The 25,894-nt window shown below is 42.3% G+C and carries 20 protein-coding genes and 1 pseudogene; 4 read left to right on the top strand and 17 right to left on the bottom strand.

Annotated features, from left to right (window positions below; all coding sequences use genetic code 11):
- Nucleotides 1–85: 85 nt before the first annotated feature.
- Nucleotides 86–349, top strand: coding sequence for an accessory factor UbiK family protein (locus NH454_RS02605; protein WP_036971505.1), 264 nt, complete (start codon nt 86–88; stop codon nt 347–349).
- Between the two features lie 45 nt (nt 350–394).
- On the opposite strand, the gene can is transcribed toward NH454_RS02605, so the two are convergent.
- From can to ilvG, 7 genes are all read right to left on the bottom strand, one after another.
- Nucleotides 395–1,057 carry a carbonate dehydratase gene (can, locus tag NH454_RS02600; RefSeq protein WP_135922787.1) on the bottom strand — a complete coding sequence of 221 codons (663 nt, stop codon included), beginning with the start codon at nt 1,055–1,057 and terminating at the stop codon, nt 395–397.
- A 19-nt stretch (nt 1,058–1,076) separates the two neighbouring features.
- Nucleotides 1,077–2,255: a methyltransferase gene (locus NH454_RS02595; RefSeq protein ID WP_253038154.1), complete on the bottom strand. Its 1,179-nt coding sequence runs from the start codon at nt 2,253–2,255 to the stop codon at nt 1,077–1,079.
- A 41-nt stretch (nt 2,256–2,296) separates the two neighbouring features.
- Complete coding sequence (locus NH454_RS02590; RefSeq protein WP_171040430.1) at nt 2,297–3,304, bottom strand: ABC transporter substrate-binding protein; 1,008 nt, start codon at nt 3,302–3,304, stop codon at nt 2,297–2,299.
- A gap of 124 nt (nt 3,305–3,428) precedes the next feature.
- Nucleotides 3,429–4,982 (bottom strand): threonine ammonia-lyase, biosynthetic, encoded by a 1,554-nt coding sequence (gene ilvA / locus NH454_RS02585; RefSeq protein WP_253038152.1) that lies wholly within the window; start codon nt 4,980–4,982, stop codon nt 3,429–3,431.
- A gap of 2 nt (nt 4,983–4,984) precedes the next feature.
- Complete coding sequence (gene ilvD / locus NH454_RS02580; protein ID WP_135922790.1) at nt 4,985–6,841, bottom strand: dihydroxy-acid dehydratase; 1,857 nt, start codon at nt 6,839–6,841, stop codon at nt 4,985–4,987.
- A 115-nt stretch (nt 6,842–6,956) separates the two neighbouring features.
- Nucleotides 6,957–7,202: an acetolactate synthase 2 small subunit gene (gene ilvM, locus NH454_RS02575; protein ID WP_135922791.1), complete on the bottom strand. Its 246-nt coding sequence runs from the start codon at nt 7,200–7,202 to the stop codon at nt 6,957–6,959.
- Nucleotides 7,199–8,848, bottom strand: coding sequence for an acetolactate synthase 2 catalytic subunit (ilvG, locus tag NH454_RS02570; protein ID WP_138557996.1), 1,650 nt, complete (start codon nt 8,846–8,848; stop codon nt 7,199–7,201). Before ilvG ends, ilvM begins: the two co-directional genes overlap by 4 nt.
- A gap of 535 nt (nt 8,849–9,383) precedes the next feature.
- On the opposite strand from ilvG, the gene NH454_RS02565 reads away from it, so the two are divergent.
- Nucleotides 9,384–10,262, top strand: a complete 879-nt coding sequence (locus NH454_RS02565; protein ID WP_253038151.1) for a TraB/GumN family protein — start codon at nt 9,384–9,386, stop codon at nt 10,260–10,262.
- A 26-nt stretch (nt 10,263–10,288) separates the two neighbouring features.
- On the opposite strand, the gene NH454_RS02560 is transcribed toward NH454_RS02565, so the two are convergent.
- Nucleotides 10,289–11,746, bottom strand: coding sequence for an ATP-binding cassette domain-containing protein (locus NH454_RS02560; RefSeq protein WP_135922794.1), 1,458 nt, complete (start codon nt 11,744–11,746; stop codon nt 10,289–10,291).
- A gap of 129 nt (nt 11,747–11,875) precedes the next feature.
- Here NH454_RS02560 and NH454_RS02555 point away from each other — a divergent pair, with 129 nt between their 5' ends.
- Nucleotides 11,876–12,499, top strand: a complete 624-nt coding sequence (locus tag NH454_RS02555) for a hypothetical protein (RefSeq protein ID WP_253038150.1) — start codon at nt 11,876–11,878, stop codon at nt 12,497–12,499.
- 8 nt (nt 12,500–12,507) lie between these two features.
- On the opposite strand, the gene NH454_RS02550 is transcribed toward NH454_RS02555, so the two are convergent.
- The 5 genes from NH454_RS02550 to NH454_RS02530 all read right to left on the bottom strand — a co-directional run bounded on the left by NH454_RS02550 (nt 12,508) and on the right by NH454_RS02530 (nt 18,786).
- Entirely contained in the window at nt 12,508–14,259 is a 1,752-nt protein-coding gene (locus NH454_RS02550) for a response regulator (protein ID WP_253038149.1), read from the bottom strand.
- Nucleotides 14,260–14,356: 97 nt separating this feature from the next.
- Nucleotides 14,357–16,693, bottom strand: a complete 2,337-nt coding sequence (locus NH454_RS02545; protein WP_253038148.1) for a fatty acid cis/trans isomerase — start codon at nt 16,691–16,693, stop codon at nt 14,357–14,359.
- On the bottom strand, nt 16,690–17,070 hold the full coding sequence (locus tag NH454_RS02540; protein ID WP_135922798.1) for a hypothetical protein: 381 nt from the start codon (nt 17,068–17,070) through the stop codon (nt 16,690–16,692). Before NH454_RS02540 ends, NH454_RS02545 begins: the two co-directional genes overlap by 4 nt.
- Nucleotides 17,071–17,208: 138 nt before the next feature.
- Entirely contained in the window at nt 17,209–17,874 is a 666-nt protein-coding gene (locus NH454_RS02535) for an SDR family oxidoreductase (protein ID WP_235383207.1), read from the bottom strand.
- 117 nt (nt 17,875–17,991) lie between these two features.
- A complete protein-coding gene (locus NH454_RS02530; protein ID WP_253038146.1) occupies nt 17,992–18,786 on the bottom strand; it encodes a VOC family protein in 795 nt (264 codons plus the stop codon).
- Between the two features lie 224 nt (nt 18,787–19,010).
- Between NH454_RS02530 and NH454_RS02525 the strand changes: the two genes are divergently transcribed.
- Nucleotides 19,011–21,083, top strand: coding sequence for a TonB-dependent receptor (locus tag NH454_RS02525; protein ID WP_253038145.1), 2,073 nt, complete (start codon nt 19,011–19,013; stop codon nt 21,081–21,083).
- A 65-nt stretch (nt 21,084–21,148) separates the two neighbouring features.
- Here NH454_RS02525 and NH454_RS02520 read toward each other — a convergent pair whose 3' ends face one another.
- The 4 genes and pseudogenes from NH454_RS02520 to NH454_RS02505 form a co-directional block, all read right to left on the bottom strand.
- On the bottom strand, nt 21,149–21,865 hold the full coding sequence (locus NH454_RS02520; RefSeq protein WP_135922801.1) for a hypothetical protein: 717 nt from the start codon (nt 21,863–21,865) through the stop codon (nt 21,149–21,151).
- Between the two features lie 71 nt (nt 21,866–21,936).
- Entirely contained in the window at nt 21,937–23,736 is a 1,800-nt protein-coding gene (locus NH454_RS02515) for an alkaline phosphatase (protein WP_253038144.1), read from the bottom strand.
- Between the two features lie 11 nt (nt 23,737–23,747).
- Nucleotides 23,748–25,337 carry an alkaline phosphatase gene (locus tag NH454_RS02510; protein WP_138558976.1) on the bottom strand — a complete coding sequence of 530 codons (1,590 nt, stop codon included), beginning with the start codon at nt 25,335–25,337 and terminating at the stop codon, nt 23,748–23,750.
- Between the two features lie 485 nt (nt 25,338–25,822).
- Nucleotides 25,823–25,894, bottom strand: a pseudogene (locus NH454_RS02505) (elongation factor Tu); the annotation flags it as partial.

Genomic DNA, 25,894 nt, shown 5'->3' with positions numbered 1-25,894 from the left:
CAGGACGGGCAATTTTACCGTAATCACTACACTACGCCTAGCCAATAAGGTAAGATTGTTTTTTTACGTGACTCAAGGGACGAACATGATCAACCCAGCAAAACTTGAAGAAATCGCTAAGCAAATTACTGATAACATGCCGCAAGGTGTGAAAAACCTTGCCGATACAATCGAAGGCAAAACTAAGCAAGCTATTCAAAACAAACTTGCTGAGATGGACTTTGTAAGCCGTGACGAGTTTGATATTCAAAGCCAAGTACTTATTCGTACTCGTGAAAAACTCACTGAGCTTGAAGAGAAAGTTGCATTACTTGAGCAGCAACTTGCTAGCAAACAAGACGAACAATAAAAAAGGAGAGCGAATTAGCTCTCCTTTTTTCTACTTTATTCGGTATTAGCTTTTTTCAGCCACTCGTTCAAATACACGCTTAACCGCAATACCATAGGTCTCATTAGCTTCTTCAGCACACGTCACAACCGACTCTAAGTCATTGAGGTGACCATTCGCTAAGCCATAAACCCAACCATGAATTGTTAACTCTTGGCCTTTCGCCCACGCATCTTGCACTATGTTAGTACGGCACACGTTACGTACTTGTTCAATAACGTTTAATTCTATCAGACTATTTAAACGCTCTTTTTCAGGTAATGCGTTAAGTTGTTCGATGTGTTTTTCTTTTACATCACCTACATGACGAAGCCAGTTATCAATTAAACCAAAGCTCGCTTCATTTAATACCGCTTGCACACCACCACAACCATAGTGACCGACCACCATGATGTGTTTTACTTTAAGCACTTCAACAGCATACTGCATTACTGATAAACAGTTATGATCAGTATGAACAACGACATTTGCTACATTACGGTGAACAAATAATTCACCCGGTAACAAGTCAACGATTTCATTAGCCGGTACACGCGAATCTGAACAACCGATCCACAAGTACTCTGGATTTTGCTGCATTGATAGAATTTTAAAAAACTCAGGATCATTTTCACTCGTACGCGCTGCCCAACGTCTATTATTTTCGAATAAATTTTTTAACTTTCTCATTGCGCCTCTTTACGATGTTTTAATAATTAGCTTGGATCAAGATATTCCTTGGGGTGAGCTGCTTTTCACAAAACGTACTAACCGTTACTTGATACCCTTGTTGTTGCAAATATAAAGCACGATCGAGCACGAGCCAAACTTCAATTGCCCTTCTGAACACATGTCGGACGAGTTCAACACGCTCAGTTACTCGTTTTCGTTGTTTCCCTATTGCTAAAAATTCATGGTAATCAATATCTTCTGGCAGTGATAATGATTTTTTCTCAGCAGCCCATAAACAAAATGATTTAAAAGAATCAGAAAAGATCGCTTTGTTCACCGACGGGACACTAACATAGTGCTGCTCTGCCGTGATTGATTTACGCAACGCATCAAAACCAAGCCGCCATTCGACTTCAGTTTTTCGTACTTTATCAACACGACTCGGAGCAGTGACGGTTTCTTGTAGTGCCAATTTTAAATCGCGATGAGTCAACGCAAGCTGGCTTTGCTTTGCAGGCTCGCTCATTGCTTGATAATCGTTATCCGTGAATAAATGATAACAACATGGAGAAAAGCTTATTTGCTGAGTTTTAGCATCACTTGCTTGCTGCATAAATGTTTGATGCAATCGACCACAGGCGTGCAACGCAACGGCATGCTGTTGCTCTTTAAAATACTCAGTAACATCATCGGTAAGTACATTAGCTTGCGAAAACTGCATAGGTAATTGTTGTTGATTAGCACTTTGTTGACCTTGTTCACACAAATGCGCTTGTAGTTCTATGCTATGAATACTCGGTGCTCCATTAAAAGCGAGCATGCGCCCTAAATGCCCTTTTCCAGCACACCATTCAAGTACTGGATACTGTGACTTCTGCTGGCTAATCGCTGCAACAAAGTCCTGTAGTTGCTCGAACTTACGTCCTTTAATGCCGTTACTGATCCAAAATGGAAACTCATCTCGGGTTTGTTGGGTTGTGGGAAGTTCGCATAACGATTTAAGCTCATCGAGCCCCTTAATTGCCTTTGCAAAATAGGCATATAACGCATTCTGGTCACTATCTAGTTCACTAACTTGTTGATCGTCAAGCGCCCATAATAAAGACGAAAGTTCAGGCCAAGGGATTGCATCATAATCAAATGCGGTACATTGCCAGTACTGGCGGGTTGAAAAAAGCAAAGTATCTAAGGCAGCAAAATGCTGAGCAAGGGTCATAACTACAAAACGACAACAAATAAAATGCAGTATAACAGTTTTTACAAGCGCAGATTACTTCTGTTCAAGTGGATATATAATGGAATGCAGGCAATGCTTAATAAAATTGCTAAAATCAGCATCCAAGATAATTCTAATCCCTCATCTTGCTGGTGTTGATGCATAAAACCGGCAAACGTTTGATCAAACTCATCTTGGCTGAGTCCATATAAGTCCGCAATCAATCGCCATTTAGCCATCGACATATTGCCGATATTAATTCCTGGTGGCTGAATATAATTGACCAACACATCAGCTTCATGGGCAAGTTCTTGAATACTCTTATGAACCGCATAGTGCTTTTTGGTCAATGCAATCGTCTCATTCATGTTGTGTAATGCATAGCGCCAGCCTTTAATACTTGCTTGATAAAAGCGGTTAACAACATCAGGATTAGCTTTGAGCATCGACTCTGAAGTATATAAAATATCGCTATACACATTTAGACCAAACTTTTGTGGGCAGATTAATCGGTGCCCTACACCACGCAGCGTCATTGTATAAGGTTCATTGGTAACATACACTTGCACCGCATCAAGCTCACCATTAAGCCACTGCTCAATTCCTCCTTCGGCGCTTGCCTCTATTAAATGTTGATAATCTAATCCAGCTTTACGAAGCATGACTAGTAATTCGGCGTTTTCCAACGAGCTTACTTTACTGATCTTCTTGCCTACAAAGTCTCGAGGCTGAAAAATATCTGAGTTATTTTTCACCATCCAACAATAAGGTGAAAACTGCAGTATGGCTCCTAAGGCAACAACTGGCGCTCCTTGTTGGCGCTTTTGCAATATGCCTGAGTGAGTAATTGCAAAGTCAGCTTTGCCACTTAACACTTTAGGGAAGGTATCAGGGTCGTTTGGATCGGCGGGTAAAATTGTTACATCAAGGCCTGCTTCTTTATAAAAGCCTTTCTGTGATGCCACATAATAGCCAGCAAATTGGAATTGATGAGTCCATTTTAATTGTAGGGTAACCTTATCCTTACTCAATGCACTCAAGCTGCACATTAAACAAAGTAACCCTAGGTAATAGCGAGTTCCACGCACGCATCATCCTTGCTTGAAAACCATCCATTAACTATAGGAAAAGCCAATAAAAAATCAAGGCTCCAAAAGGAGCCTTAAATCGGTTTTATTGATTAGCCGCTTTTACATCAGCTAACTCTTGGCCTTGAGTGGTTAAAAATTGCGTAAAGCATGGGTTATTTGTTTCATCTTGAACGTTATAACCCAACCGGTTCAAGTGCTCGTTAAATACCTCATAATCACTCGGCTCAATAGCAAAGGCAGCCAGAACATTACCAATTGATCCACCATGATTACGATAGTGGAATAAAGTGATACTCCAATTGCTACCTAGTGTATCTAAGAAGCGCGCTAGTGCACCTGGGTATTCAGGAAACTCAAAACGTAACAGACGCTCATGCAACTGAGCCGGTGCTTTACCACCCACCATATAACGAATATGCAATTTAGCCAGCTCGTTATCTGATAGATCGCAAAACGTATAACCATTTTCAGTCAGTGCGCCTTTCAGCTCATCAAGCTCTTGTTGGCCTTGCCTCAAAGCAATACCAACAAAAATTTGTGCTTCGCCTGGTCCTGCATAACGATAGTTAAATTCGGTGATTGCACGCCCGCCTAAAGAAGCGCAAAACTGCTTGAAGCTGCCCTTTTCTTCTTTGATAGTTACGGCAAGAAGTGCCTCGTTCTTTTCACCAAGCGCAGTTCGCTCAGCAACATAACGTAAACGGTCAAAGTTTAAGTTTGCACCCGATAAAATCGCAGCTACGTTTAAGCCTTTCACACCATTTTGTTGGCACCACTTCTTTAAACCCGCAGTTGATAGTGCTCCTGAAGGCTCCGCTATAGCACGGGTTGAAACAAAGATATCTTGCATTGCTGCGCAGATTTCATCGCCCGTTACAGTGACAACTTCATCACAAAACTTTTGCGCTAAACGAAAGGTTTCTGTACCGATGATTTTTACTGCTACGCCATCCGCAAAGCTGCCAACACGGTCAAGCTCAACGGGTTTGCCAGCCTCAAGCGCAGCTTTTAAACAAGCACTCTCGTCGGCTTCAACACCAATAACTTTGATATCGGGACGTAAAGATTTAATGTACACCGCCATGCCTGCAAGTAAGCCACCGCCCCCCACAGGAATAAAGACTGCATCAAGATCATTAAGCTGTTGCATTAATTCACGGGCAACCGTACCTTGGCCAACAATCACATCAGGATCATCAAACGGTGGCACAAATACCCCATTGCGCTGCTCTGTGAGCTCTAAAGCATGGGCTTTTGCCGCATCAAAATGATGGCCGTGTAATACCACTTCACCACCTAAAGCACGCACTGCATTGACTTTAATTTCGGGTGTTGTAACTGGCATCACAATAGTTGCTTTATGCCCTAAAAAAGAGGCACTCAGTGCTACGCCTTGTGCATGGTTGCCAGCTGAAGCCGTGATCACATCAGACCCTTTTGGCAGCTTGCCCAGTTTATGAAAAGCACCACGTAGCTTAAATGAATAAACCGGTTGTTGGTCTTCACGCTTTAACCACACATGATTGCCTAATCGCGCACTGAGTTCAGCCATTTCGCTGACCTCAGTGACTTTTGCAAGCGGCTCCATGTTCGCTTGGATGATAGCGCGAAAATAATCGAGCTCTTGGGACACCATAATTAACTTAGCTCCTCAAGTTTAGCTAAATCGCGCACAGCTCCTTTATCTGCGCTGGTTGCAAGTAACGCATAGGCTTTAAGTGCAGGCGATACATAGCGTTCACGATTTAATGGTTTATATGCATCTTTACCACGCGCTAATTGTTTTTGCTTACGCGCTTCTAGCTCTTCATCAGACAGCGCTAAAGTGATTTCACGGGTCGCGATATCAATGATTATTTTATCGCCGTTTTCAACATAGGCTATTGCACCGCCGCTTGCTGCTTCTGGCGAAACATGACCAATTGATAAGCCCGACGTACCACCTGAGAAACGTCCATCTGTGATAAGCGCACATTTTTCGCCTAAACCAACCGATTTTAAGTAACTTGTTGGGTACAGCATTTCTTGCATGCCCGGACCACCTTTTGGCCCCTCGTAGCGAATAACAACCACATCACCCGCTTTTACTTCGCCATTTAAAATTCCTTCTACCGAATCATCTTGTGATTCATAAACAACGGCAGGGCCTTCAAAATGTAGCATCTCTTCAACAACACCGGCGCTTTTAACAATACAGCCATCAAGGGCAAGGTTGCCCGATAACACTGCTAAGCCACCATCTTGACGAAAAGCATTTTCAACACTGCGGATACAACCGTTTTCTCGGTCATTATCAAGTTCTGGCCAGCGGCATTCTTGGCTCATTGCTTTTGTAGTTCGAATACCTGCAGGGCCCGCTTTATAGAATTTTTGCGCCACTTCGTTACTTGGATCGGTCGCGTCCCATTTAGCAACCATCTCAGCCATAGTATGACCTGCTACGTGATCAACTGATAAATCAACTAAACCAGCTTTGCCTAGCTCTCGGATGATGGCCATCATGCCACCAGCACGGTGAACATCTTCAATGTGGTATTTGTTTGTCGCGGGTGCCACTTTACATAGGAATGGTGTTTTGCGAGACAGCTCATCGATGTGCGACATATCAAAGTCTACACCTGCTTCTTGCGCCGCAGCTAATAAGTGAAGCACCGTATTTGATGAACCACCCATGGCAATATCAACCACCATCGCATTCATAAAAGCGGTGCGATTTGCAATAGCACGTGGTAATACCGCTGCATTATCTTTTTGATAGTATTCACGGCATAAATCAACAATGCGTGCGCCCGCTTCAACATACAGCTGCTTACGGTCTTTATGCGTTGCAAGTGTGGTTCCGTTACCCGGTAGTGCCAGACCAATCGCTTCTAATAAACAGTTCATTGAGTTGGCAGTAAACATACCTGAACACGAGCCACAAGTAGGGCACGCTGAGCGCTCTACTTTTTCTGAATCTTCATCGCTCACAGAGGTATCAGCCCCTTTAACCATGGCATCAACCAAGTCAAGCTTGATATCGATATCAGCAAGGCGTGTTTTACCCGCTTCCATTGGCCCACCCGATACAAAGATAACTGGAATGTTTAAGCGAAGTGCTGCCAGCATCATTCCAGGGGTGATTTTGTCGCAGTTAGAAATACAGATCATAGCATCGGCACAGTGTGCATTAACCATGTATTCAACTGAATCAGCAATTAAATCACGCGATGGCAGTGAATAAAGCATACCGCCGTGACCCATTGCGATGCCATCATCGATTGCAATGGTATTAAACTCTTTTGGTACACCACCTGCTTCGGTGATGGTTTCGGCCATTAGTTCGCTTAACTGATTAAGGTGAACGTGACCAGGAACGAACTGAGTGTATGAGTTAACAACTGCGATAATCGGCTTACCAAAGTCTTTATCTGTCATCCCCGTTGCACGCCATAGTGCGCGCGCACCTGCACGTTTGCGACCTTCTGTTGTTGTTGCACTTCTTAATTTAGCCATAATTACCTCAGTTGTTGCAGTGGCATGCCACTGACTTCCTCATTCCAAAAATTTATTTATTCGCTTAACCGTCGTTTTAGCGCTTAAGCGACCTGTTGAATTAGTTTATTCGTTGTTACATTGCCTGTTGGTGAAACTGGTTTTCAATGCTGACCTGTCTTACATCAACCAATTTATTTAACTGTGATGTTAGTAAATAAATTGGCTTATCGCTGTCGACTGTCATGGTGACATGAAAAGTTCCATCAGCCATTTCTAGGTTCATTGTTGTTAAATCAAAACCGCGATGACGAACAACGCGTAAAAAGCGCTCAACTGCGACACTTTGATTTTTTAATGTAATCGTTAGGGTGTGTTTCATTTTACTGTCTCCGTCATCATTTCATCATTGGCTGCACCTGGTGGTACGAGCGGCCATACATTTTCTTTATCATCAATACAAGCATGTAAAATGTAAGGACCTTCACTTTTCACTAACGCATCAACCGCAGCATCGACCTCATCTGCTTTAGTGATGGTTTGACCTGGAATACCAAATACTGCCGCAAGTGCTACAAAATCAGGATTATCCGAAAGATTGGTTTCAGAATAACGGCCCTCAAAAAATAGCTGTTGCCATTGACGTACCATGCCTAAACGCTGGTTATCTAAGATTAAAATTTTAACTGGTAAGTTGTTACGACGAATCGTTGCCAGCTCTTGAATGTTCATCATGATTGAGCCATCACCTGACACAGTGATCACAAAATCATTTGGGCGAGCAACTTGGGCACCGATCGCTGCCGGTAAACCAAAGCCCATAGTACCTGCACCACCACTACTTAAATGATTGCTTGGGTGGCTAAATTTCATATGCTGCGCAACCCACATTTGGTGCTGGCCAACATCACAACACACTACGCCGGTTGATGGCATTTTTTGACTTAGTTGGTTTAACAAATAAGGAGCAAATACTTTTTCGCCCGGGTAGTCGTAACGCCAAGCATGCTCTTTCATCATACTTTCGATATGAGTCAGCCACTCATCAGGTGTCACAAAACAATCAAGTTGTGGTAATGAGGTTTTTAAATCTGCCACTAACGACGCTTTTACAGGCTTGCGTTTACCTACTTCAGCGGCATCGATATCTAAGTGGATCACCTTTGCTTTAGCCGCAAACTTACTCAAGTTGCCAGTTACTCGGTCGTCAAAACGAGCGCCGATACAAACTAATACATCACATTCTTGCACCGCTAAGTTAGCCGCTTTACCGCCATGCATACCTAGCATACCTAAGTCATAATCGTAATCAGGTAACACACTACCTAACGCTTTTAAGGTTGAAACCGCAGGCATATGTGTTTTTTCTAAAAACTGCATAAGCTCGTTTTGCGCATCAGCGGCTTGTACGCCACCACCCACGTAGGCTACTGGGCGCTGTGCTTCGCTTAAGATTTGATTTGCTATAGCAACTTGGTTCGGATCTAGTTTAGGTAAATAATCTTCTGCAGCTAGCCAAGGGTGGAATGGCACTTGTGCCATTTGAATGTCTTTAGGGATATCCACTAACACAGGGCCAGGGCGACCGCTTTGTGCTAGGTGAATGGCTTCTTGCAGGATTTCGGCAAGGTCTTCTGCACGTTCAACCATGTAGCTGTGCTTTGTGCATGATAATGACATACCCAACACATCCACTTCTTGAAAAGCATCTGAGCCTATCGCAGCGGTTGGCACTTGCCCTGTTATAGCAAGTAATGGCACTGAATCCATCATGGCATCGGCAAGTGCAGTGATTAAGTTAGTTGCACCTGGGCCCGATGTTGCAAAACACACACCTAACTTACCCGTGCTACGTGCAAAGCCTACGGCTGCAAAACCAGCACCTTGCTCATGGCGTGTCAGGTAATGCTTGACTGGCGCACCGTACAAAGCGTCGTAAATAGGCATGATGGCACCACCTGGGTATCCAAAAACATCCTTAACGCCATGTTTGGCTAATAAATCGATTGTTAACTCTGCGCCTGTCATCGTAAATCCTCATTCCTCAGTGACATTGTGTATTTGCTGCGATTCAAACCCTTTAAACGAAAAAGCCCCCCGGACTATTAAGTGCGGGGGGCTTTTTAAATGCTTTACTTTTCTCCAAGCACTAACTAGCCCCCGCGGTAATAATAATCACCACGACGTTAATTAGAATAAGAGTGAGTTTGTTAGTAAGCATTATCTGTAACCAAATTCTGTTCATTTGTAGCGGAAATCTAGCCATCCCGCTGCCTTTTTCTATTAGTACCGCGACAAGCCCGTTAAGTCAACATAAAAATCAATTCAAAAAAATAAGATAAACGCGAATTTAAAGGAAAATATATGCACAAAAACAATTATTACGGATTTATTTTTCGATATCGTTCGTTTTTTGAAATTTCATACCTCGTAATAAGCCATTAAATGATTGATTAATTTTTATCTAGGATATTGCTGATTTTCTATTTGAGAGCGATTTAATTTAACGACCAACAAAAAATTAGTTTAGTATTGAAAATAACGACAGCTTAAAAGGAAAGTTATGAAACTCATTCAGCATATCAAGGTTTTGTTTTGTCTTGTTTTAGTGCTTGGCTTTAGTCAGCATGTTTTTGCAGAACCTGGCTTATGGAAGGTAGAAAAAAACGGGGTTGCCTCTTATTTATTTGGCACTGTTCATGTGGGTGATACCAGCATGAAAGGCTTGCCAAACAAAGTAACTCAGGCCCTTGATAATAGTGATAAAGTGATTGTTGAAGTGGATATTAGCTCAATATCTCCTATGGAGATGCAACGTCGCTCATTGCCATTTATGATGCTAAAAGATGGTAAAACCTTACAGTCAGAATTATCGCCAGCTAACTATGCGAAACTGCAAAAGTACTTTGCTGACAAATCAATTGATATCGCAATGTTTAAGAACTTAGCGCCTTGGGCGGTTATGATTACGATGATGCAAATGGAATTTCAACGCGTTGGATTTTCAGATCAATATGGGATAGACAAACAGGTTCTTACTTACGCTAAAGAAAATAACATTGCCGTAGGTGAGTTAGAAACTCTAGAACGACAAATGGAAATGTTTGAACACCTAGCGATCATGAACGACAAAATGATTGAGGAAACCTTTGAGCAACTCGCTGATGTCGATACCTACTTTTTAGGTCTGATTAAGGCGTGGAAGTCAGGCGACATGAAAACGTTAACCTCTTTTTATAACGAAAGTTTTGACGACTCACAATACGGTGAACTAAGTGAGCAGGTTATGCTGATTGATCGCAATAATGACTGGGTTGAGCAACTATCGACTCGCATTGGTAAAGAAAAACTTTTCATAGCTGTAGGTGCTTTACACTTACCTGAGCAATATGGTTTATTAAAACAATTAACAGATAAAGGTTTCACCATTACCCGTATCTAAATATATAAACATCAGAAAAAAGCGCCTTATGGCGCTTTTTTTGTGAAATCAGCCATCTCTAAATAGTTGTCGATGCCTGCAATTTTATCACTGGCATGATGGTTAACGTAAACTACAGTACTGGTACCCGCGGCGCAGATTTTTTCTATTAGTAACAACACGCGTTGCCTATTCGCTTCATCAAGACCTAGGCATGGTTCATCTAAAATCAATAAACTAGGATGTTTTACCATAGCTCGCGCTATCAATAATAAGCGTTGGTCGCCAAAAGAAAGCTGGCTAAATGAGCTATTTTGTTTGTCGTTTAACCCTAGTAAGGCTAACCACTTTTTAGCGATTGATAGCTGTGTTTCAGTGGCTTTTTGATAAAGACCAATGCTGTCATAAAAACCCGATACGATGGTATTAAGCGCTGTTATATTAACGCGATAATCCATATGCAAGGCATTTGAAATATAACCAATATGCTGTTTAATTTGCCAGATACTCTCGCCACTGCCGCGCTGATAGCCAAACACCTTAATATCGTTGTTATAACACTGCGGGTTATCACCTGTAATTAGATTAAGTAAGCAAGTTTTACCCGAGCCGTTTTTACCCGTTAACTGCCAATGTTCACCTTGATTAATTTGCCAGTTTAGCTTTTCAAAAATAACGGTTCCGCCAAAACTTACAGAGGCATCTTTAAGTTTTACTAATATGGGATCAGTTAAGGCTGGCGCTTGATGGTCGTTATCTGCCTCGGGCACGTTTAATTCGGTTTGCGCTAAATGTAGCAATTTAAAAAGATCTTGGCGTTGCTCTTTCGTTGGCTGCGCTAATTGGTGAGTGATCTGAGCATGTTTTATAAACGCATAATGATCAACAAAGTCAGGGATTTCACTCAACCTGTTAAGAACAAAAATCATCGTCGTGTGTTTGCTTAATTCAGCTAATAACTGATTAAGAGTTTGCAGTGCTGTTACATCTAAACCATCAAACGGTTCATCCAAAATAAGTAACTCAGGGCGTCCAATTAGCGCTTGGATCAGCATCAGCTTTCGCGTTTCACCGGTTGATAGGTCACGAAATGCATTATTCATTTTACTATCAAAATCAAATGTTTTTATGAGTAGCTCAAGTAATTCACTGTCAATGTCATGGTCGCTTCTGGCGGCCAAAATAATGTCTTTAACTGTGCTTAGCGGCGTAAGACCATCAATAATATCATCCTGATCTTTATTTAGCTCATCGGCCAATAATTGCTTTTGTCTATCAGGTGACACCACAGCAATTCGTGCAAAGTTATTGGTAAACTGGCCTTGCTCAATACGCGAGCAACCTGCAATTACAGCTGCTACTGCTGATTTTCCTGCTCCATTTTCACCCAGTAATACCCATTGCTGCGCTGCTGATACAGTTAAACTTAAATCACGTAAACGATACTCTTCATTACCCTGCCCCTTAAGGCTGGCATTAACATTAACCAACTGAACATATTGCACTATGAATCCTCATTCCGGCTTATTACTAGCCTGACGTTACAACATTCAACAAAAAAATAAAAATCGTTTAAACCTTTTTTGAACATAGCTGCGACTAAGGTATAAAAGGTCATCAACAGGAAACAGACAATGAAAAAATTACTTTATGTAGCAGCTATTGGCTTAGCACTAACAACAACATACGCAATGGCGAAAGATTCACGTGAATTAAATCATAACTTCGCAGTGAGTGGTGCAAGCCAGCTTGAAATTGATTTTCCAGTAGGCAGCTTAGAAGTAGAAAACTATGACGGCAGCGAAGTGGTCGTTACTGTTCGTATTGAGCCTAAAAATGATAAAGGTTGGTTTGGATCTGAGGTTGATTTATCTGATATCGAATTAAGCCATTCACAAAGCGCAGGGTCGTTGAACTTAAAACTAGATAACGATGACATTCAACAAAGCTGGTATGTAAAAATGCCGAAGTCAATGGCCATTGATGTTGAGCTGGGTGTTGGTGATATTGAAATTAACGACGCTAGCAACTCGGTAGATATTGAGCTAGGCGTAGGTGCCGTTCGAATTGATAGTGCGCTTGACGACTATAAACGTATTGAACTCGATACGGGCGTTGGCGATACCAAAATTCGTGGCTTAAAAAATAATGCAAACACTAGTCGTAAAGTTGTCAGCTCTCACTCAAGCTACCGTGGTAATGGTCAATATGCTATTGACGTTGAAGTGGGTGTCGGCGATATCAAAGTAACTAACTAAATACCGGTTTATCCCTGTGAGCTCTCGGTAAATAAAATACTGAGGGCTTTTTCGACCGAGTCAGCAGAAATCGGTTTATATACGTGTAAATTAGCCCCTAGTTCATATACTCGTTGTAAATCATCATTAGAGGTGTTCGCTGTCACAACCAAGATTGGGGTTTGCTGTCCTTGCTCATTACGAATGATATCTATCGCTTTAAAACCATCCATTACGGGCATATTTAGGTCCATAAAAATTACATCATACTGAGTATGCAAGGCCATATCTGTGGCGATTAAACCATTTTCAGCAACGTCAAAACTGTAGTTAAAATGCTTAAGTATGCGACCTAGTATCGTGGCATTAAGAGGATTATCCTCAACAATTAAGCAGTTTAAAGCACCTGGCAACTTTGCAGACTGTTCTATGCCCGGTGAACTTACGAAGTTAAGATTTATAACCACTTTGGCGCCTTGTGGCTGCGCATTAAAAAATTGAATGTCGCCATTTAATGCTTTAACAATGTGCTTGACTCGCAATAGCCCTGTTTTTAAGCCTTGAAAATGTTGCTCAGTTCTATTTTCATTATCTTGTATATCTGAGGGTAATTCGTCAAACCCCTTACCATTATCTTGCACTTCTAATAGCAGGCGTTGCTTGCCTTGATTAGTACCTGTAATTGCTATTCGCCCTTGCACCGGCGTAAATTTAACCGCGTTATTTATCAATTCAGCAACGACTTGTTGTAACCGCGGATGATCAGTAATGAATTCGCTGTTAAGCGAATCAGATAAACTGACGCTAAGAGTAATCTTTTTCTCGTGACAAGCGTATTCATAGGGTGCAATCGCTTGTTTTAATGTTTCTAACAAGTTGCCTTGGTCAAGTTTAGGTTGCCACTGGCCTGTGGTCATTTCTTGTAAATCAAGCAACTCATCTAACATCACCACCAAGCGGTTAGCACAATATAGTGCTTGTTGCTGAGCCAGCTTTTGCTCTTCTTTAATATCAAGAGACTCTATGGATGCTGTTAATCCTTGTAAAGGTGTTCTAAATTCATGACTAGTGCGAGCAATAAAACGCTCTCTCGTTTTATTTACCTGTTCTGCATAATCTTTTTGTTCTTTATAACTTGTAAGTGCTTTTGTGATTAGATTCTCCATTGGTTTAAAAACAAATAGTAACTCAATGAGTAGTAATACCATTGCAATAACCCAAAACATCATTTCGAGAACGGCAAGTAGTGTGACCTTATGCACTGACTTTTGCTCCAAGAGCTTTACGGCTTGATCTAATTTTGTAAGTAAGGCTTCAAGCTGATTACTGGCAAATAGTGAGCTGTCTATTTCTAAATAATTTTCGCGGCTATTGAGAAGTAACTGGGCTTTACTGATGTAGCGTTTAACGTGGGCATCAAGAGCTGTGGGCGGTAAGAAGTAGTGAGCCTGTAATGATTCGTTTAGATAAATATAATCACCTTCACTATCTTGCTGAATTAAAAACTGGTGACCTGCAATAAACTGATCGACCGCCTGCTCTAGCAATCGACGATGTTGTTGCTGAAAGCTATCAGCTTCATGATAAATTAACGCATTACCGTAAAGAGCTATCTTTTGCGAAAGCATGCGCTGTTTACCTGCAATGTTAATCACTTTCGCATCTCCCTTTTGCACATACAAAAGGGTTTGGATCAACGCCGCTGAAGTTGATATCAAAATTGCTATCGCTAACAATCCGAAGCGATATCTTCTGCGTATATCTGTGACTAACTTAAACATGTTTTACTCGTTTATTTTTAGAGTAATTGTAGATCATATAATGCAATAAAGCCCACTCAAGGTGGGCTTTAAATATCAGCTAAATAGGTAAATTAATTTACCTATTTTCAAGTCGGTTATAATCAAACAAACCAAATTCGACGCCGCGATACTCTTTCGCTACACGGTGTAAAATATCGCTGTATTGCCAAAACTGTGGATGCGTGCGACGAATAGCAAACTCACTTTTTAGCTCTCTGTAGGCTGCTTCATCTGTTATTTTTGCAAGCCCAGATGCAAAAGCTGCAACCTGTTGTTCATTGTGTAAATACCAAATTGCTTCTGGGTAATCACCTATAAATCCAGGCACAATTGTTACGGTATCTTCATCATAAGCACGCTGACCTTCTTCATTCAATAAGCTCGAGATATTGTAATGAGCATTATGGTGGATCAAGGTGTAGGCCTTGTGCTTATCATCGCCATCTTTGACTAACACAAACGAAATTTGCGGTAGCAAGTTAACTGCTTTAACAGGAAGATCGTTAATTTTCGCCAGTGGTTCAGGCACTTTCGTATAGTCATAGCGAGGACTCAAAATTGGTTTGAGCTTCTCTTTGAGCATATTATAAAGTTCAGACTGTTGATCTGCGGTTTTATATTCTATGCCTGTAGGCTGACTAAACGACAACTCATCTTCAAAGAAACTCGTTAGGCTAGGTGGCGATTTACGATACCACTGGGCTTTAATTTCTTTACGTTTAGCTTCTGGTAATAATGCAAGGTAGTTTGCTTCACCTTCTAAGCGTAAAAAGTCCATATACAAACGAGTTAATAACTGATGACCAATGTTGCCATAAACGTCAAAACCTGCCACCAGCAAGTAATGAATACGTTCAAATAACGCGTAGTCGAGTATCCAAGTGGTCTTTGGCTCTTGACCTATCCAGCCTTTAACAACCGTTGCGCTATCGAAATGACGAAATACCGTCAGCGCTGCATTTTGGTTATGACCATCACCTTGCCAAAGTAAATCGGTTGTGAGGTGCTGACCGTTGGCAAACATCTTATTTGCCAGTGCAACTTTGGCAGACAAGTATTTGTTTTGGCGTTTTGAATACTTCACCCAGCTAGAAATCGGTAAAGCATTACTTTCTTCTTCTGCAGGCAAGGCTAGCGCATCTTCATGTTGTAACAACATTTCACCGACTTTCGGTGTCGCCGCCATTTCAGGCTTCGCAAAACCTACCCAGAACTGATCGTTAATCACGTTTAACGCAATTTGACCACGACAAACAGGCCCTTTAATAAAGCCCATAATAATAAGCTCAGCTTCATCAAGCATAAATTGATAACGCGAGTTTACTGGAATTGCAGCAAAGGCTTTAAACGGGTTTGATGCCACTTCAGGCTTATAACTTGGCAGTTTATTTACTTGATAATCAGCTTCAATAAATTGTGAATGTAAGCGTGCAAGCTTTTCGTCATTTAATGCTAAAGGTAAATGTGTTTTCGCTAAAATAGTCGAACGGTCATGCATTAAACGATAATAAACTCGCTCAACTTTAGGGTCTTCATATGGGCGACGGGTGCTAATGTGTTTGATCTCTTCACCCGGCGGCGTCGAAGAGCGCACCAACTTAAAGTAGCTATGTTTATCGCCATGCTCAGGGAAATAAATATGCGCTAAGTACCAGTGTTCATAAATATAGCGAGCGGCAAGCTGATGCTTTAAACCATCTTGATTTAAGAATGCTTCCCAGCGTTCAACTTGTTTTAGTACGTCCTTTTCAGGAGGATCGATATGAGCAAGATAGCCGCCTTTTCTAAGCCACTTAGCCAGATGCTGAAACTCTTCCGTTGAAATACCAGGCAACCCATAAGGCATACCGCTGTGCGGGTTATCCTTAGCAAATGAGTCAAACTCACTCATTGTGGTACATGTTTGCTCACGATCGAGTGAAAAATCAAACTCATCGCCTAAAATAGCTTGCTTAGGCAATGGGCTACTTTGCTTAAGCACTAAGGCATTGTAAAGCACGCTTCCGGTAAGGTTTGCCTCTGCTGTTTGGATTCTTTCATTGAGTACTGGAGTGAAACCTTTCTCACGCCACTGAGCGGTCGTTGTCGCATCAAATAGTAAGCGACTTGGCTCTTGCGCTAATAATCGTGTGCCGTCATAAACACGCTCTTTACTTAAACCACGGTCGATACCTTCTACAGAAGATAGCTTGAGCTGACACGGTGCGTCATAACAGCCATGACACACCACACAACGAGTATCAAGAACAGGCTTTACATCATTTAAAAACTCAGCCCCTTCTAAGGTTGATGCAGCAACAACACGCTCTCTTGGTTGCTCTTCACCAAACAATTTATCATAGTGTGCTGCACCTAAATAAGCACAGCCACTTAACAGAATGAGACCAAATACGGTAGTGAGGAGTTTTCTCATCCTTCCTCCTCGATATCTTCAATGTCATCACCTAAATCGAAGGTTGGCATCATATCTACTTGCGGCGACACAAAGGTTTGGTCGTTGTCGCAGCTAAGCATAGCGCTTAATAGTGGCCCACGAACTAAACTCAGTTGCGCGCTGTGCTCACCATCAATTAATACTTGATAATCATCATTCAACGCTTCAAGACGGTATTCATTAATGGCAATTGCGACACTGCTATCAACAGCTGGGTTTTGGCAAAGCTGTGCGAGTAACTCTTCGCTAAGTGTTACATGTAATAATAAATCTGGAGATTCGATATCGCGGCTGTGAAGATTTTCATCGAAATAAAAAAGTGGAAGGGTTAAATCGCTATTTTGCTCTAATTCCATGTGCTTTTCTCTACATCAAAATGACTTTCAATTGTACGAGTATAGCAAACTATAAGTTCAATAATTAGCGAAAGTTATCAGCCGTTAGCAGCTTAATCACTACTAACCAGCTGAAGATAAAAAAAGCAGAAAAAACAACTACCAAGGTAGTGTTTCGCCATTTGAATGCCAAAACCCACCAGTGTTGCTTAGGTTTAATTCATCAATACGCTTAATGAGCCGCTCTGCCGCAGTTTCGGGGCTTATGTCGCCGGCAAAATTAACCATTTGCGTTTGTACAAAGCCTGGATGAAATAACCCTACTGCAATTTCTTTCTCTTTTAGCTCATGGGCCAAACTAACACTGGCGGCATTAAGTGCTGCTTTTGACATCCGATAGCCAATGTAACCGCCCGAGCTATTATCTGCAATTGAGCCCATACGAGATGTGATCATCGCCACTTTGGCATCAATACCTAAGCTTTGCAGTAATGCATGAGTAATGCGAATTGGTGCGATACTGTTAACGCTGATTTGCTTTTCGATGGCAGCAAAGTCCATGTCAGCTAATGTTTCGTTATGAAAAATACCGGCGTTATTAACCAAAATATCAATTTTGTCGCCGTGTAAGTAGTTGGCAAGTGTTGCAACATCATCGGCGTTAGATACATCAATGTCGCTAATAATTTTTACATCGAGTGCTTGTAACTCTTCGCTTGGAGTGCGAACTACTGCACTAACACGGTAACCTTGAGCTAAATACTGTTTACAAAAATTAAGGCCAATACCTTTATTGGCCCCTGTAACCACCACATGCTTAGTCATCAATCTGCTCCTTAGTTGGCTTTTCTATACCCAAGTCACCTCAAGGTGCGAGTTTCTGCATCTTCAGGTGGTTTGGGTATATATATACCTTGGGACAGATTGGCAAAAACCAAGGGCTTAAGTTAATTCATCAATGGTTGACTTAAGAATGGAAAATACGGCCCCTTGGGGATCGGTAATAACACTAAAGCGTCCAACATCTGGGATGTCTGTTGCTGGCACACAAATAGCCCCATTAAGCTGCGTTGCTTTGGCGACTGCCTGATCGCAATCTGCTACCGCAAAATACGGCATCCAATGAGATGGGATGTCATCGGGCCATTCGTTGGTCATTTCAAGCATGCCTGCAATCGGTTTCTCATCGATGGTAAATAAGGTGTAGTCCATGCCCTCCATGGGTTTCACCTCAAACTGCCATCCGAACAACTGACAATAAAAGTCGCGACTTTTTTGCATGTCTTTCGACACAAGCTCAAACCAGTAAGGCAGGTTTAGCTCTTGCACTCGTTTAGCCCCGATATGCTCACCCGCTTGCCATAAGGCAAATGTTGCACCGCCCGGTTCTTGCAGCATCACCATGCGACCCGCTGTCATTACATCATGTGGCCCTGCCAAAACCGTTGCACCTAATGATTTTGCAAGCTCTGTGCTTTGGTCAACATCATCAACAGCAATATATAATAACCAATGGGTTGGCATCTCGCTCATACTTGCTGGCAGTTGATACATAGCGGCAATATCATCACCTTGCTTTTGCAGCATGGTGTAATACATATCTTCGCCTATTGGCTGATCGTCAAAACCCCAGTCAAAAAGTTGCGTATAAAATTGCTTTGCAGCTTGCCAGTCTTTCGCGCATAACTCGGCCCAGCAGAAAGTACCTGCTGGGTGCTTTGTATTTATTTTTGTCATGGCTGTTCCTCCTTCATTAACGGTAATCAACAAGCTGCTTTTTTGCCAATTATTTTTAAAATTTATTTAATTCACGTTTAGAAAAATTAAATAATCATAATCAATAACTTAGGTTTAAACCCTGCTAAAACAGAGAATTGCAATTATGGACTATATTGATTGTCACAACAAACGCATGTATAAATGCGAACAATTTTTAATAACAATTGTATAGCGATTTAACTATGACAATGAAACTTGCGCTTCCTTTTTTACTTACTCCTATCGCTGCGTTTGCAAATCAGGCCCAAGATATTGAACGTATCACCGTTTCTACAACTCGTAGTACGGCACCAGTTAGTACTGTACCTGCAACTATCAGCGTTATTACTAGTGAAGACATTGCTGAGCAACTTGCTCATACTCAAGATCTATCGCAAATTTTAGGTAATTTATTACCGAGCTTTTCACCAAGTCGTCAAAAAATGACCAGTGCCGGTGAAACACTCCGTGGCCGTGAGCCGCTATACATGATTGATGGTGTTCCTCAGTCAAACCCGCTTCGTAACGGTTCTCGTGATGGGAATACGATTGACCCTGCAATGATCGAACGCATCGAAGTGATCAGTGGCGCAAATGCAATTCAAGGCATGGGCGCAAGTGGCGGTATTATTAATATCATCACAAAATCAGCTGGCGATTTTAATCACCAAATGAGTGCGGGGTTTAGCACTCCAACAGACGGTGGCAGCGACAGCCAAAGCTATAAAGCCAGCTACTTATTCAGCCAACAACTAGATGATATTAGCTTTATTGGTGGTGTATCAGCTCGTAGTACAGGTATGTATCGCGATGGTAACGGTGACTTTGTTGGTTTAGATGGCACACAAGGTGACACGCAAGATTCAACCAGCCTAGACTTATTTTTAAAAGTGAAACATCAGCTTGATAACGAGCAAAGCATTCAAGCAATGCTGAATCACTACAAAATTGAAGGTAATGGTGACTTTGTAGCTGTAAATGGCGATCCAGCAACAGGCCTTGCAACCTCTGCTGAAAAAGGCGATGTAGAAGGCGACACGCCACGTAACCGTGTAACAACCTTTACCCTAGATTATAACCACAGCAATGTGGCTGGCGGTAACCTTGCTATTCAATTGTTTACGCAAGATTTTGCAGCTATGTATGGTGGTGGCACATTTGCTACGTTCCAAGATCCAGCCTATGGCGAGACTATTTTCGATCAGTCTCAAAATAAATCACAAAAGTTTGGTAGCCGCGTTACTTACAATAAAGATAACCTGTTAAACAGCCAGTTTGATATTGCGACCGGTATTGATTTACTTTCTGACGAAACATACCAAGAGCTTGCGCAAACAGGTCGCCATTGGGTGCCAAAAACCAAGTTTAATAACATCGCGCCATTCGCTCAACTACGTTATGACGGCTTAGAGGATTGGACCTTCAATGCAGGCGTACGTTACGAGTACGGCAAATTAAAAGTGGATGATTTTACTACCCTAGCATCTTACAACAGCAGCTTTGTAGAAGGCGGTGAGCCAAGCTTTAACGAATTATTAGAGAACTTAGGTGTTGTCTATCAAGTAACTGATGAACTTCGTCTATATGCAAGCTACAGCGAAGGCTTTAGCATGGCTGATGTTGGTCGTGTGCTGCGTGGCATTAATCAAGCAGGTTTATCGGTTGAGAGTTTCTTAAACCTAGAGCCGGTTATTTCTGATAACCGCGAATTAGGTTTTGAATATGCCAACGATAGCTTCAATATTAAAGCCAGCTACTTTGAATCTGACTCAGACTTAGGTTCACGTTTACAAGCTGATGCTGATGGTATTTACAGCGTGCAACGTGAGCGTACTGAGATCTCAGGTTTTGAAGCAAATGCACAATATTACCTAACTAACAGCACAACATTTGGTGCAAGTTACGCTGATACAGAAGGCCAATATGATGGTGATGGCGACAATAAAGTAGAGAGCGATTTAGGCGGCAGCAATATTTCACCTACACGTTTAAATCTTTACTGGCAGCAACAGTGGCCAGCGAACCTATCTAGCCGCGTACAAGCTAACAAAGTATTTGACCGCGACTTTAATACTGGTGAAGAGTTTGACGGCTACACAAGCGTTGATTTATCGGTGCAATATCAAAGCGCTGAGTACGGTGCATTTAGCCTAGGTATCGATAACCTGCTAGATAAGTACTACATCACTTACTACGGGCAAACACGCCCAGCTGCAACACGCTATTTTGCGGGCACGGGTCGTACCGTAAACCTAACTTGGAACTATGCATTTTAGGTTTAAGCTAAGTAATTAAACAATAAAAAAGGCACCTTGGTGCCTTTTTTTGTGGTTGGTACTAATTAGTGATGATGCCCATGCTCACCTTTGAGCTGATTACCTTGCGCATCATAAAAACCGCTCGCACCATGTTCAACAAAACCTTGGTTAATCATTTTAGCTAAAAATGGATCGCTTTCATTATCACCGATATCTGCGTAATCTGTTGTTTGATAGTTATCCCATTTCGCAAACTCTGCCTGCACATCTTGTTGATTATGATTGCTGGCTGTTAACACAATCTCTCGGCTATAGCTGGGTGTTGAAATTCGAAGTGATTTTAGTAATTTTTGATTGGCAAGCCAGCTTAGCTCTACTTTGCTTTGGCCTTGCTGCTGGGTGTAATACTCTGTTAGCTCACAACCTTCACCGGTGCTTTTTTGGTGCGTCATAGAGGCTAAAAATTTATCGCTTACTAACTGATATTTGCTACTCCAATCTTGCTCACCTTGAACTTCAGATGGTTGATACTCAATACCACGCTGTGCGTCTTGGAAGTAACGGATTGGGCGAACTTGTTGATTACGTAACTGTTGCCACAGCTCAATAAACTGTGGATTTTGCTTAGCCACCTGATGTGGTGTACGCCAAAGTGTAAAAGTATTTTCAGTCTGCTGCTTATTAGCAACAATAGCTGTAGTGACTTTGTAGTCAGCTTGCGTGTAACCTGTGTTCATATCGCATTGCCCAGCAACGGCTAATGGGCTTAGTAATGAGGCAATTAAGATAGCTACTTTCACGGGGTTCTCTTTATATTTGATTTTTAATTAACTAATTAAGTCAGGGAGGCTCAAAGCCTCCCAATAACTCATTACTGTGCTAATTTAGCATCGGCTTGCTTAACAAGGTCGGCTGCATAATCCATCACGTGGAAAATAAGGCTTTGCTCATTAGTACCTGTTACTAAATGTGCACCTGGGCCCACTGCATACACACCCACATCTTCTGCTGCATGTGTTTCAGAACCAAGCGGTACAACAGCTTCTTGATGGTAGCCAGGTGTGGTTGTGTCAACATCAGTTAAATCAACACGACCGGTCACTGGCGCAAAGTCATAACCTACATCAGCATCTGTTTCGTCACCTAAGTCGCGGAAACCGCCACCATTGGTATACCCAACGGTTGTGTATGGCATGTTATCTGCGGCAAGTGATGGCTCATCACTACCAACTGGTACCACTTTACCTAAGATTGGGTTACCACGTTTTGGGTAGCCTGCAATGGTAAATACGTGGCTGTGGTCAGCTGTTACGATGATTAACGTGTCTTCGATGCTGGTTTTATCAAGAGCAACTTGTACAGCTTTTGATAACTCAACAGTATCGCTCAATGCATTATAGGCATTACCTGCGTGGTGAGCATGGTCAATACGTCCTGCTTCAACAGTTAAGAAGAAGCCTTTGTCGTTGTTATCTAATACATCAATTGCTTTTGCTGTCATTTCAGAAAGTGACGGCTCACCCGCTACGTCGTTCGCGCGATCTGCTTCGTATTGCATGTGAGTTTCATTAAATAAACCAAATACACGTTCTGTCGTATCAGCATTGATTGCATCAAAACCGGCTTGGTCCATCACATACTGACCTGCAGGATATTTAGCTTTCCACTCAGCTGTTAGGTCGCGACCATCTGTACGGTCACCTTCTACCGAGCTCACTGCATCGGCTGAGTTATAAGCTGCATCTTTAGGTAAGAAATGACGACGACCGCCGCCCATCACAACTTCTAAGCCATCAACATCTAGGCCTTCGTAACGAGCTTCGAGGTTTGCTTCAAAGTTAACTAATTGCGATGCAATATCTTCACAACCTGCTGCCACTGCTGCTTCTGGCATATCTGATACGTCTTCCCAGTTACGGTCAGCCGATTTTGCATACGTTGCTGCAGGCGTTGCGTGAGTGATACGCGCTGTCGAAACAATACCAGTCGACTTACCGGCAATCTCAGCAAGCTCAGTGGCTGTAACTAGCTCATTACCCGCAACCGTTGCACAGTTACCGCGTTCGATATTTTCATCTACACCAATCACACCTGCATCAGTTTTTACACCTGACGCCATTGCCGTCATCGTACCCGCTGAATCTGGTGTTTGTGCGTCAACGTTATAGGTTTTAGCAAAACCAGAGAATGGTAGTTTTTCAAAGCTAAGTTGGTGCTCTTCACCCAACTTACCTTCTAGCTGACCTGCCATAATACGCGCAGCTGTTACGGTCGAAATACCCATGCCGTCACCAACAAATAGAATCACGTTTTTCGCTTTACCTGACTCTTTTACAACTGCAGCAATATTTTCTTCGCTAGTAGCAACTTTAACTTGTGCTGACTTAAACCAGTCATTGTCAGTCAGTGGCGCTAATTGCGATGCAGTTAACGAGGTTGCCGGTGCATTACATGACACTGTTGAATCAGTTACTTCTGCTGAGTCTAGCTCACCATTATCGTTGCTATCTGCACCTGTTAGAGTTTCTGTACCACCGTTTACACACTGCTCAGAACCAACCGCTAGAGTATTTTCAACAGTCAGTGTTTTTGTTGAGCTTTTATCGTCATCATCAGAGCAGCCTGCTAATGCCACTACTACAGCAAGAGAAATTAAATTTAGTTTTTTCATCGTCGTCGCCATTATTCTTCAATTAGTTCTAGAGCTTGGTTAATGATGTGGAAAATTACGTTTTGCTCCACAACGCCTTGTGCTAGTTGCGCACCGGGACCTTTTGCATGCAGTGAAATATCTTCACCTGCGTGGGTCTCTGAACCTAATGGCACTGTTGCTTCTTGGTGATAACCAGGTGCAGTTGTATCAACCCCCGTTAAATCAACACGACCTGCAAATGGAGCCTCGTTGTAAGATACTTCCGCATTGGTTTCATCACCTAAATCGCGAAAACCTAAACCATTAGCATAACCAACTGTGGTGTATGGCATACCATCTGCTGCTAGGCTTGGTTCTTCACTGCCAACGGCTACTACTTTACCTAAAATTGGGTTACCACGTTTTGGATAGCCTGCAATAGTGAATACGTGACTGTGGTCAGCTGTTACTAGGATAAGTGTTTCTTCAGGGTTAGTATTTTCAACTGCTGTTTGCACCGCTTTAGCAAATTCAACAGTATCGCTTAATGCATTAAAAGCGTTGCCCGCATGGTGACCATGGTCGATACGACCCGACTCAACCGTTAAGAAAAAGCCTTTTTCGTTGTTCTTTAAGATATCAATTGCTTTGCCAGTCATTGCAGATAATGACGGCTCCCCCGCTACATCGTTAGCGCGGTCTGCTTCGTATTGCATGTGTGATTCATTGAATAATGCAAATACACGCTTGGTATCAGCATTGAGCGTATCGAAGCCAGCTTGGTCCATTACGTACTTGCCATCAGGATACATTTCTTGCCATTCAGCAGTTAGATCACGCTCATCCGTACGGTCACCTTCGACTTCACTGACAGCATCAGCTGAATTGAATGCCGCATCTTTCGGTAAGAAGTGACGACGACCACCGCCCATCACCACTTCAAGGCCGTCTACATCAGTACCTACGAAGCGTGCTTCAAGGTTCTTCTCGAAATTAACAAGTTGTGAGGCAATGTCTTCACAACCTGCTTCTACTGCATCAGCAGGCATATCAGATACGTCTTCCCAGTTACGGTCAGCTGATTTTGCATAGGTTGCAGCTGGTGTTGCGTGGGTGATGCGGGCTGTTGAAATAACGCCTGTTGCTAGACCTTTGATTTCTGCAAGTTCCGTAGCAGTGATTAATTCATTACCTGCAACTGTTGCACACTTGCCACGCTCAATGTTTTCGTTAACACCAATTACACCTACATCAGTTTTAACGCCAGAAATAATCGCTGTCATTGTGCCTGCTGAGTCAGGTGTTTGCGCATCAACGTTGTAGGTTTTGATTTGCGCCGAGTAAGGGAACTCTTCAAAGCTTAATAAGCCTTCTTCACCCGACTTACCTTCCATTTGACCTGCCATGATACGTGACGCAGTTAGCGTTGAGATACCCATACCATCGCCAACAAATAGAATGACATTTTTAGCTTTAAACGTTTGCTCAGCCTGAGCTGCCGCTTCTTTTTTTGTTAATGTAGCTTCAGCGGCACTATACCAATCATTTTGTTTTTGACTGTCTGGTAACACACCTGCATTGGCCGTCGCTGACAATGCCAACGTTAAACCAATTGCAGTCGCAATTTTATTAATTTTCATCGTTACGTTCCGTTAGTACGTTATTTTTAAGAGTTTGGAGCTAATTAAGCTGCGCTTGGTTAATTAGCGCAGCCATCCTATGAGTGTTTTGTTACTGAAAAAGTGACTTTTCATGACAAAATGATGAAACCAAAAAAAGCAGCGCAAGAAGGTAAGTAATTAGTTTTAGTGGAAATAAATAGGCTAGTTGCTAGATATGAGTTAGCGAATTTGCAAGGGTAAATTTAAAGGGGTGAGGTCAAGCCTAATCAGAGGAAAGGTTATTTGAGTTGATAAAAGAGCAGGTTTATATGGATTGTGTTGGGTTTCGCTTCGCTCAAACCAACCTACCCGAAGAATGAACAGGGCAAATGCTGAGTGAGACACCACACTAAACAACCATCTCGACCTAAGCTGACAGCTGATAGCTGATAGCTTTTCTACAGGCATTAAAAAGGCCGCCTAGGGCGACCTTTTTATAAGCTGTGAAGCTCTATCTGTTGATATTACTCAACGATAGATGCAACAACACCAGCACCAACTGTACGGCCACCTTCACGGATAGCGAAGCGTAAACC

The organism is Pseudoalteromonas sp. Ps84H-4 (assembly GCF_024124645.1).
Lineage (GTDB): Bacteria > Pseudomonadota > Gammaproteobacteria > Enterobacterales > Alteromonadaceae > Pseudoalteromonas > Pseudoalteromonas lipolytica_C.
The sequence above is the reverse complement of the archived record's forward strand: the minus strand, read 5'-3'. Positions and strand labels throughout refer to the sequence as shown.

What these genes read in the sequence shown, in the direction of transcription:
- ilvM (WP_135922791.1), bottom strand. Translation starts at nt 7,202, where the DNA reads ATGAAACACACCCTAACGATTACATTAAAAAATCAAAGTGTCGCAGTT.
- NH454_RS02605 (WP_036971505.1), top strand. Translation starts at nt 86, where the DNA reads ATGATCAACCCAGCAAAACTTGAAGAAATCGCTAAGCAAATTACTGAT.
- NH454_RS02545 (WP_253038148.1), bottom strand. Translation starts at nt 16,693, where the DNA reads ATGAGAAAACTCCTCACTACCGTATTTGGTCTCATTCTGTTAAGTGGC.
- ilvA (WP_253038152.1), bottom strand. Translation starts at nt 4,982, where the DNA reads ATGGTGTCCCAAGAGCTCGATTATTTTCGCGCTATCATCCAAGCGAAC.
- NH454_RS02595 (WP_253038154.1), bottom strand. Translation starts at nt 2,255, where the DNA reads ATGACCCTTGCTCAGCATTTTGCTGCCTTAGATACTTTGCTTTTTTCA.
- NH454_RS02535 (WP_235383207.1), bottom strand. Translation starts at nt 17,874, where the DNA reads ATGACTAAGCATGTGGTGGTTACAGGGGCCAATAAAGGTATTGGCCTT.
- NH454_RS02565 (WP_253038151.1), top strand. Translation starts at nt 9,384, where the DNA reads ATGAAACTCATTCAGCATATCAAGGTTTTGTTTTGTCTTGTTTTAGTG.
- ilvG (WP_138557996.1), bottom strand. Translation starts at nt 8,848, where the DNA reads ATGACAGGCGCAGAGTTAACAATCGATTTATTAGCCAAACATGGCGTT.
- NH454_RS02530 (WP_253038146.1), bottom strand. Translation starts at nt 18,786, where the DNA reads ATGACAAAAATAAATACAAAGCACCCAGCAGGTACTTTCTGCTGGGCC.
- NH454_RS02540 (WP_135922798.1), bottom strand. Translation starts at nt 17,070, where the DNA reads ATGGAATTAGAGCAAAATAGCGATTTAACCCTTCCACTTTTTTATTTC.
- NH454_RS02550 (WP_253038149.1), bottom strand. Translation starts at nt 14,259, where the DNA reads ATGTTTAAGTTAGTCACAGATATACGCAGAAGATATCGCTTCGGATTG.
- NH454_RS02515 (WP_253038144.1), bottom strand. Translation starts at nt 23,736, where the DNA reads ATGAAAAAACTAAATTTAATTTCTCTTGCTGTAGTAGTGGCATTAGCA.
- NH454_RS02590 (WP_171040430.1), bottom strand. Translation starts at nt 3,304, where the DNA reads ATGTGCAGCTTGAGTGCATTGAGTAAGGATAAGGTTACCCTACAATTA.
- ilvD (WP_135922790.1), bottom strand. Translation starts at nt 6,841, where the DNA reads ATGGCTAAATTAAGAAGTGCAACAACAACAGAAGGTCGCAAACGTGCA.
- can (WP_135922787.1), bottom strand. Translation starts at nt 1,057, where the DNA reads ATGAGAAAGTTAAAAAATTTATTCGAAAATAATAGACGTTGGGCAGCG.
- NH454_RS02510 (WP_138558976.1), bottom strand. Translation starts at nt 25,337, where the DNA reads ATGAAAATTAATAAAATTGCGACTGCAATTGGTTTAACGTTGGCATTG.
- NH454_RS02555 (WP_253038150.1), top strand. Translation starts at nt 11,876, where the DNA reads ATGAAAAAATTACTTTATGTAGCAGCTATTGGCTTAGCACTAACAACA.
- NH454_RS02525 (WP_253038145.1), top strand. Translation starts at nt 19,011, where the DNA reads ATGACAATGAAACTTGCGCTTCCTTTTTTACTTACTCCTATCGCTGCG.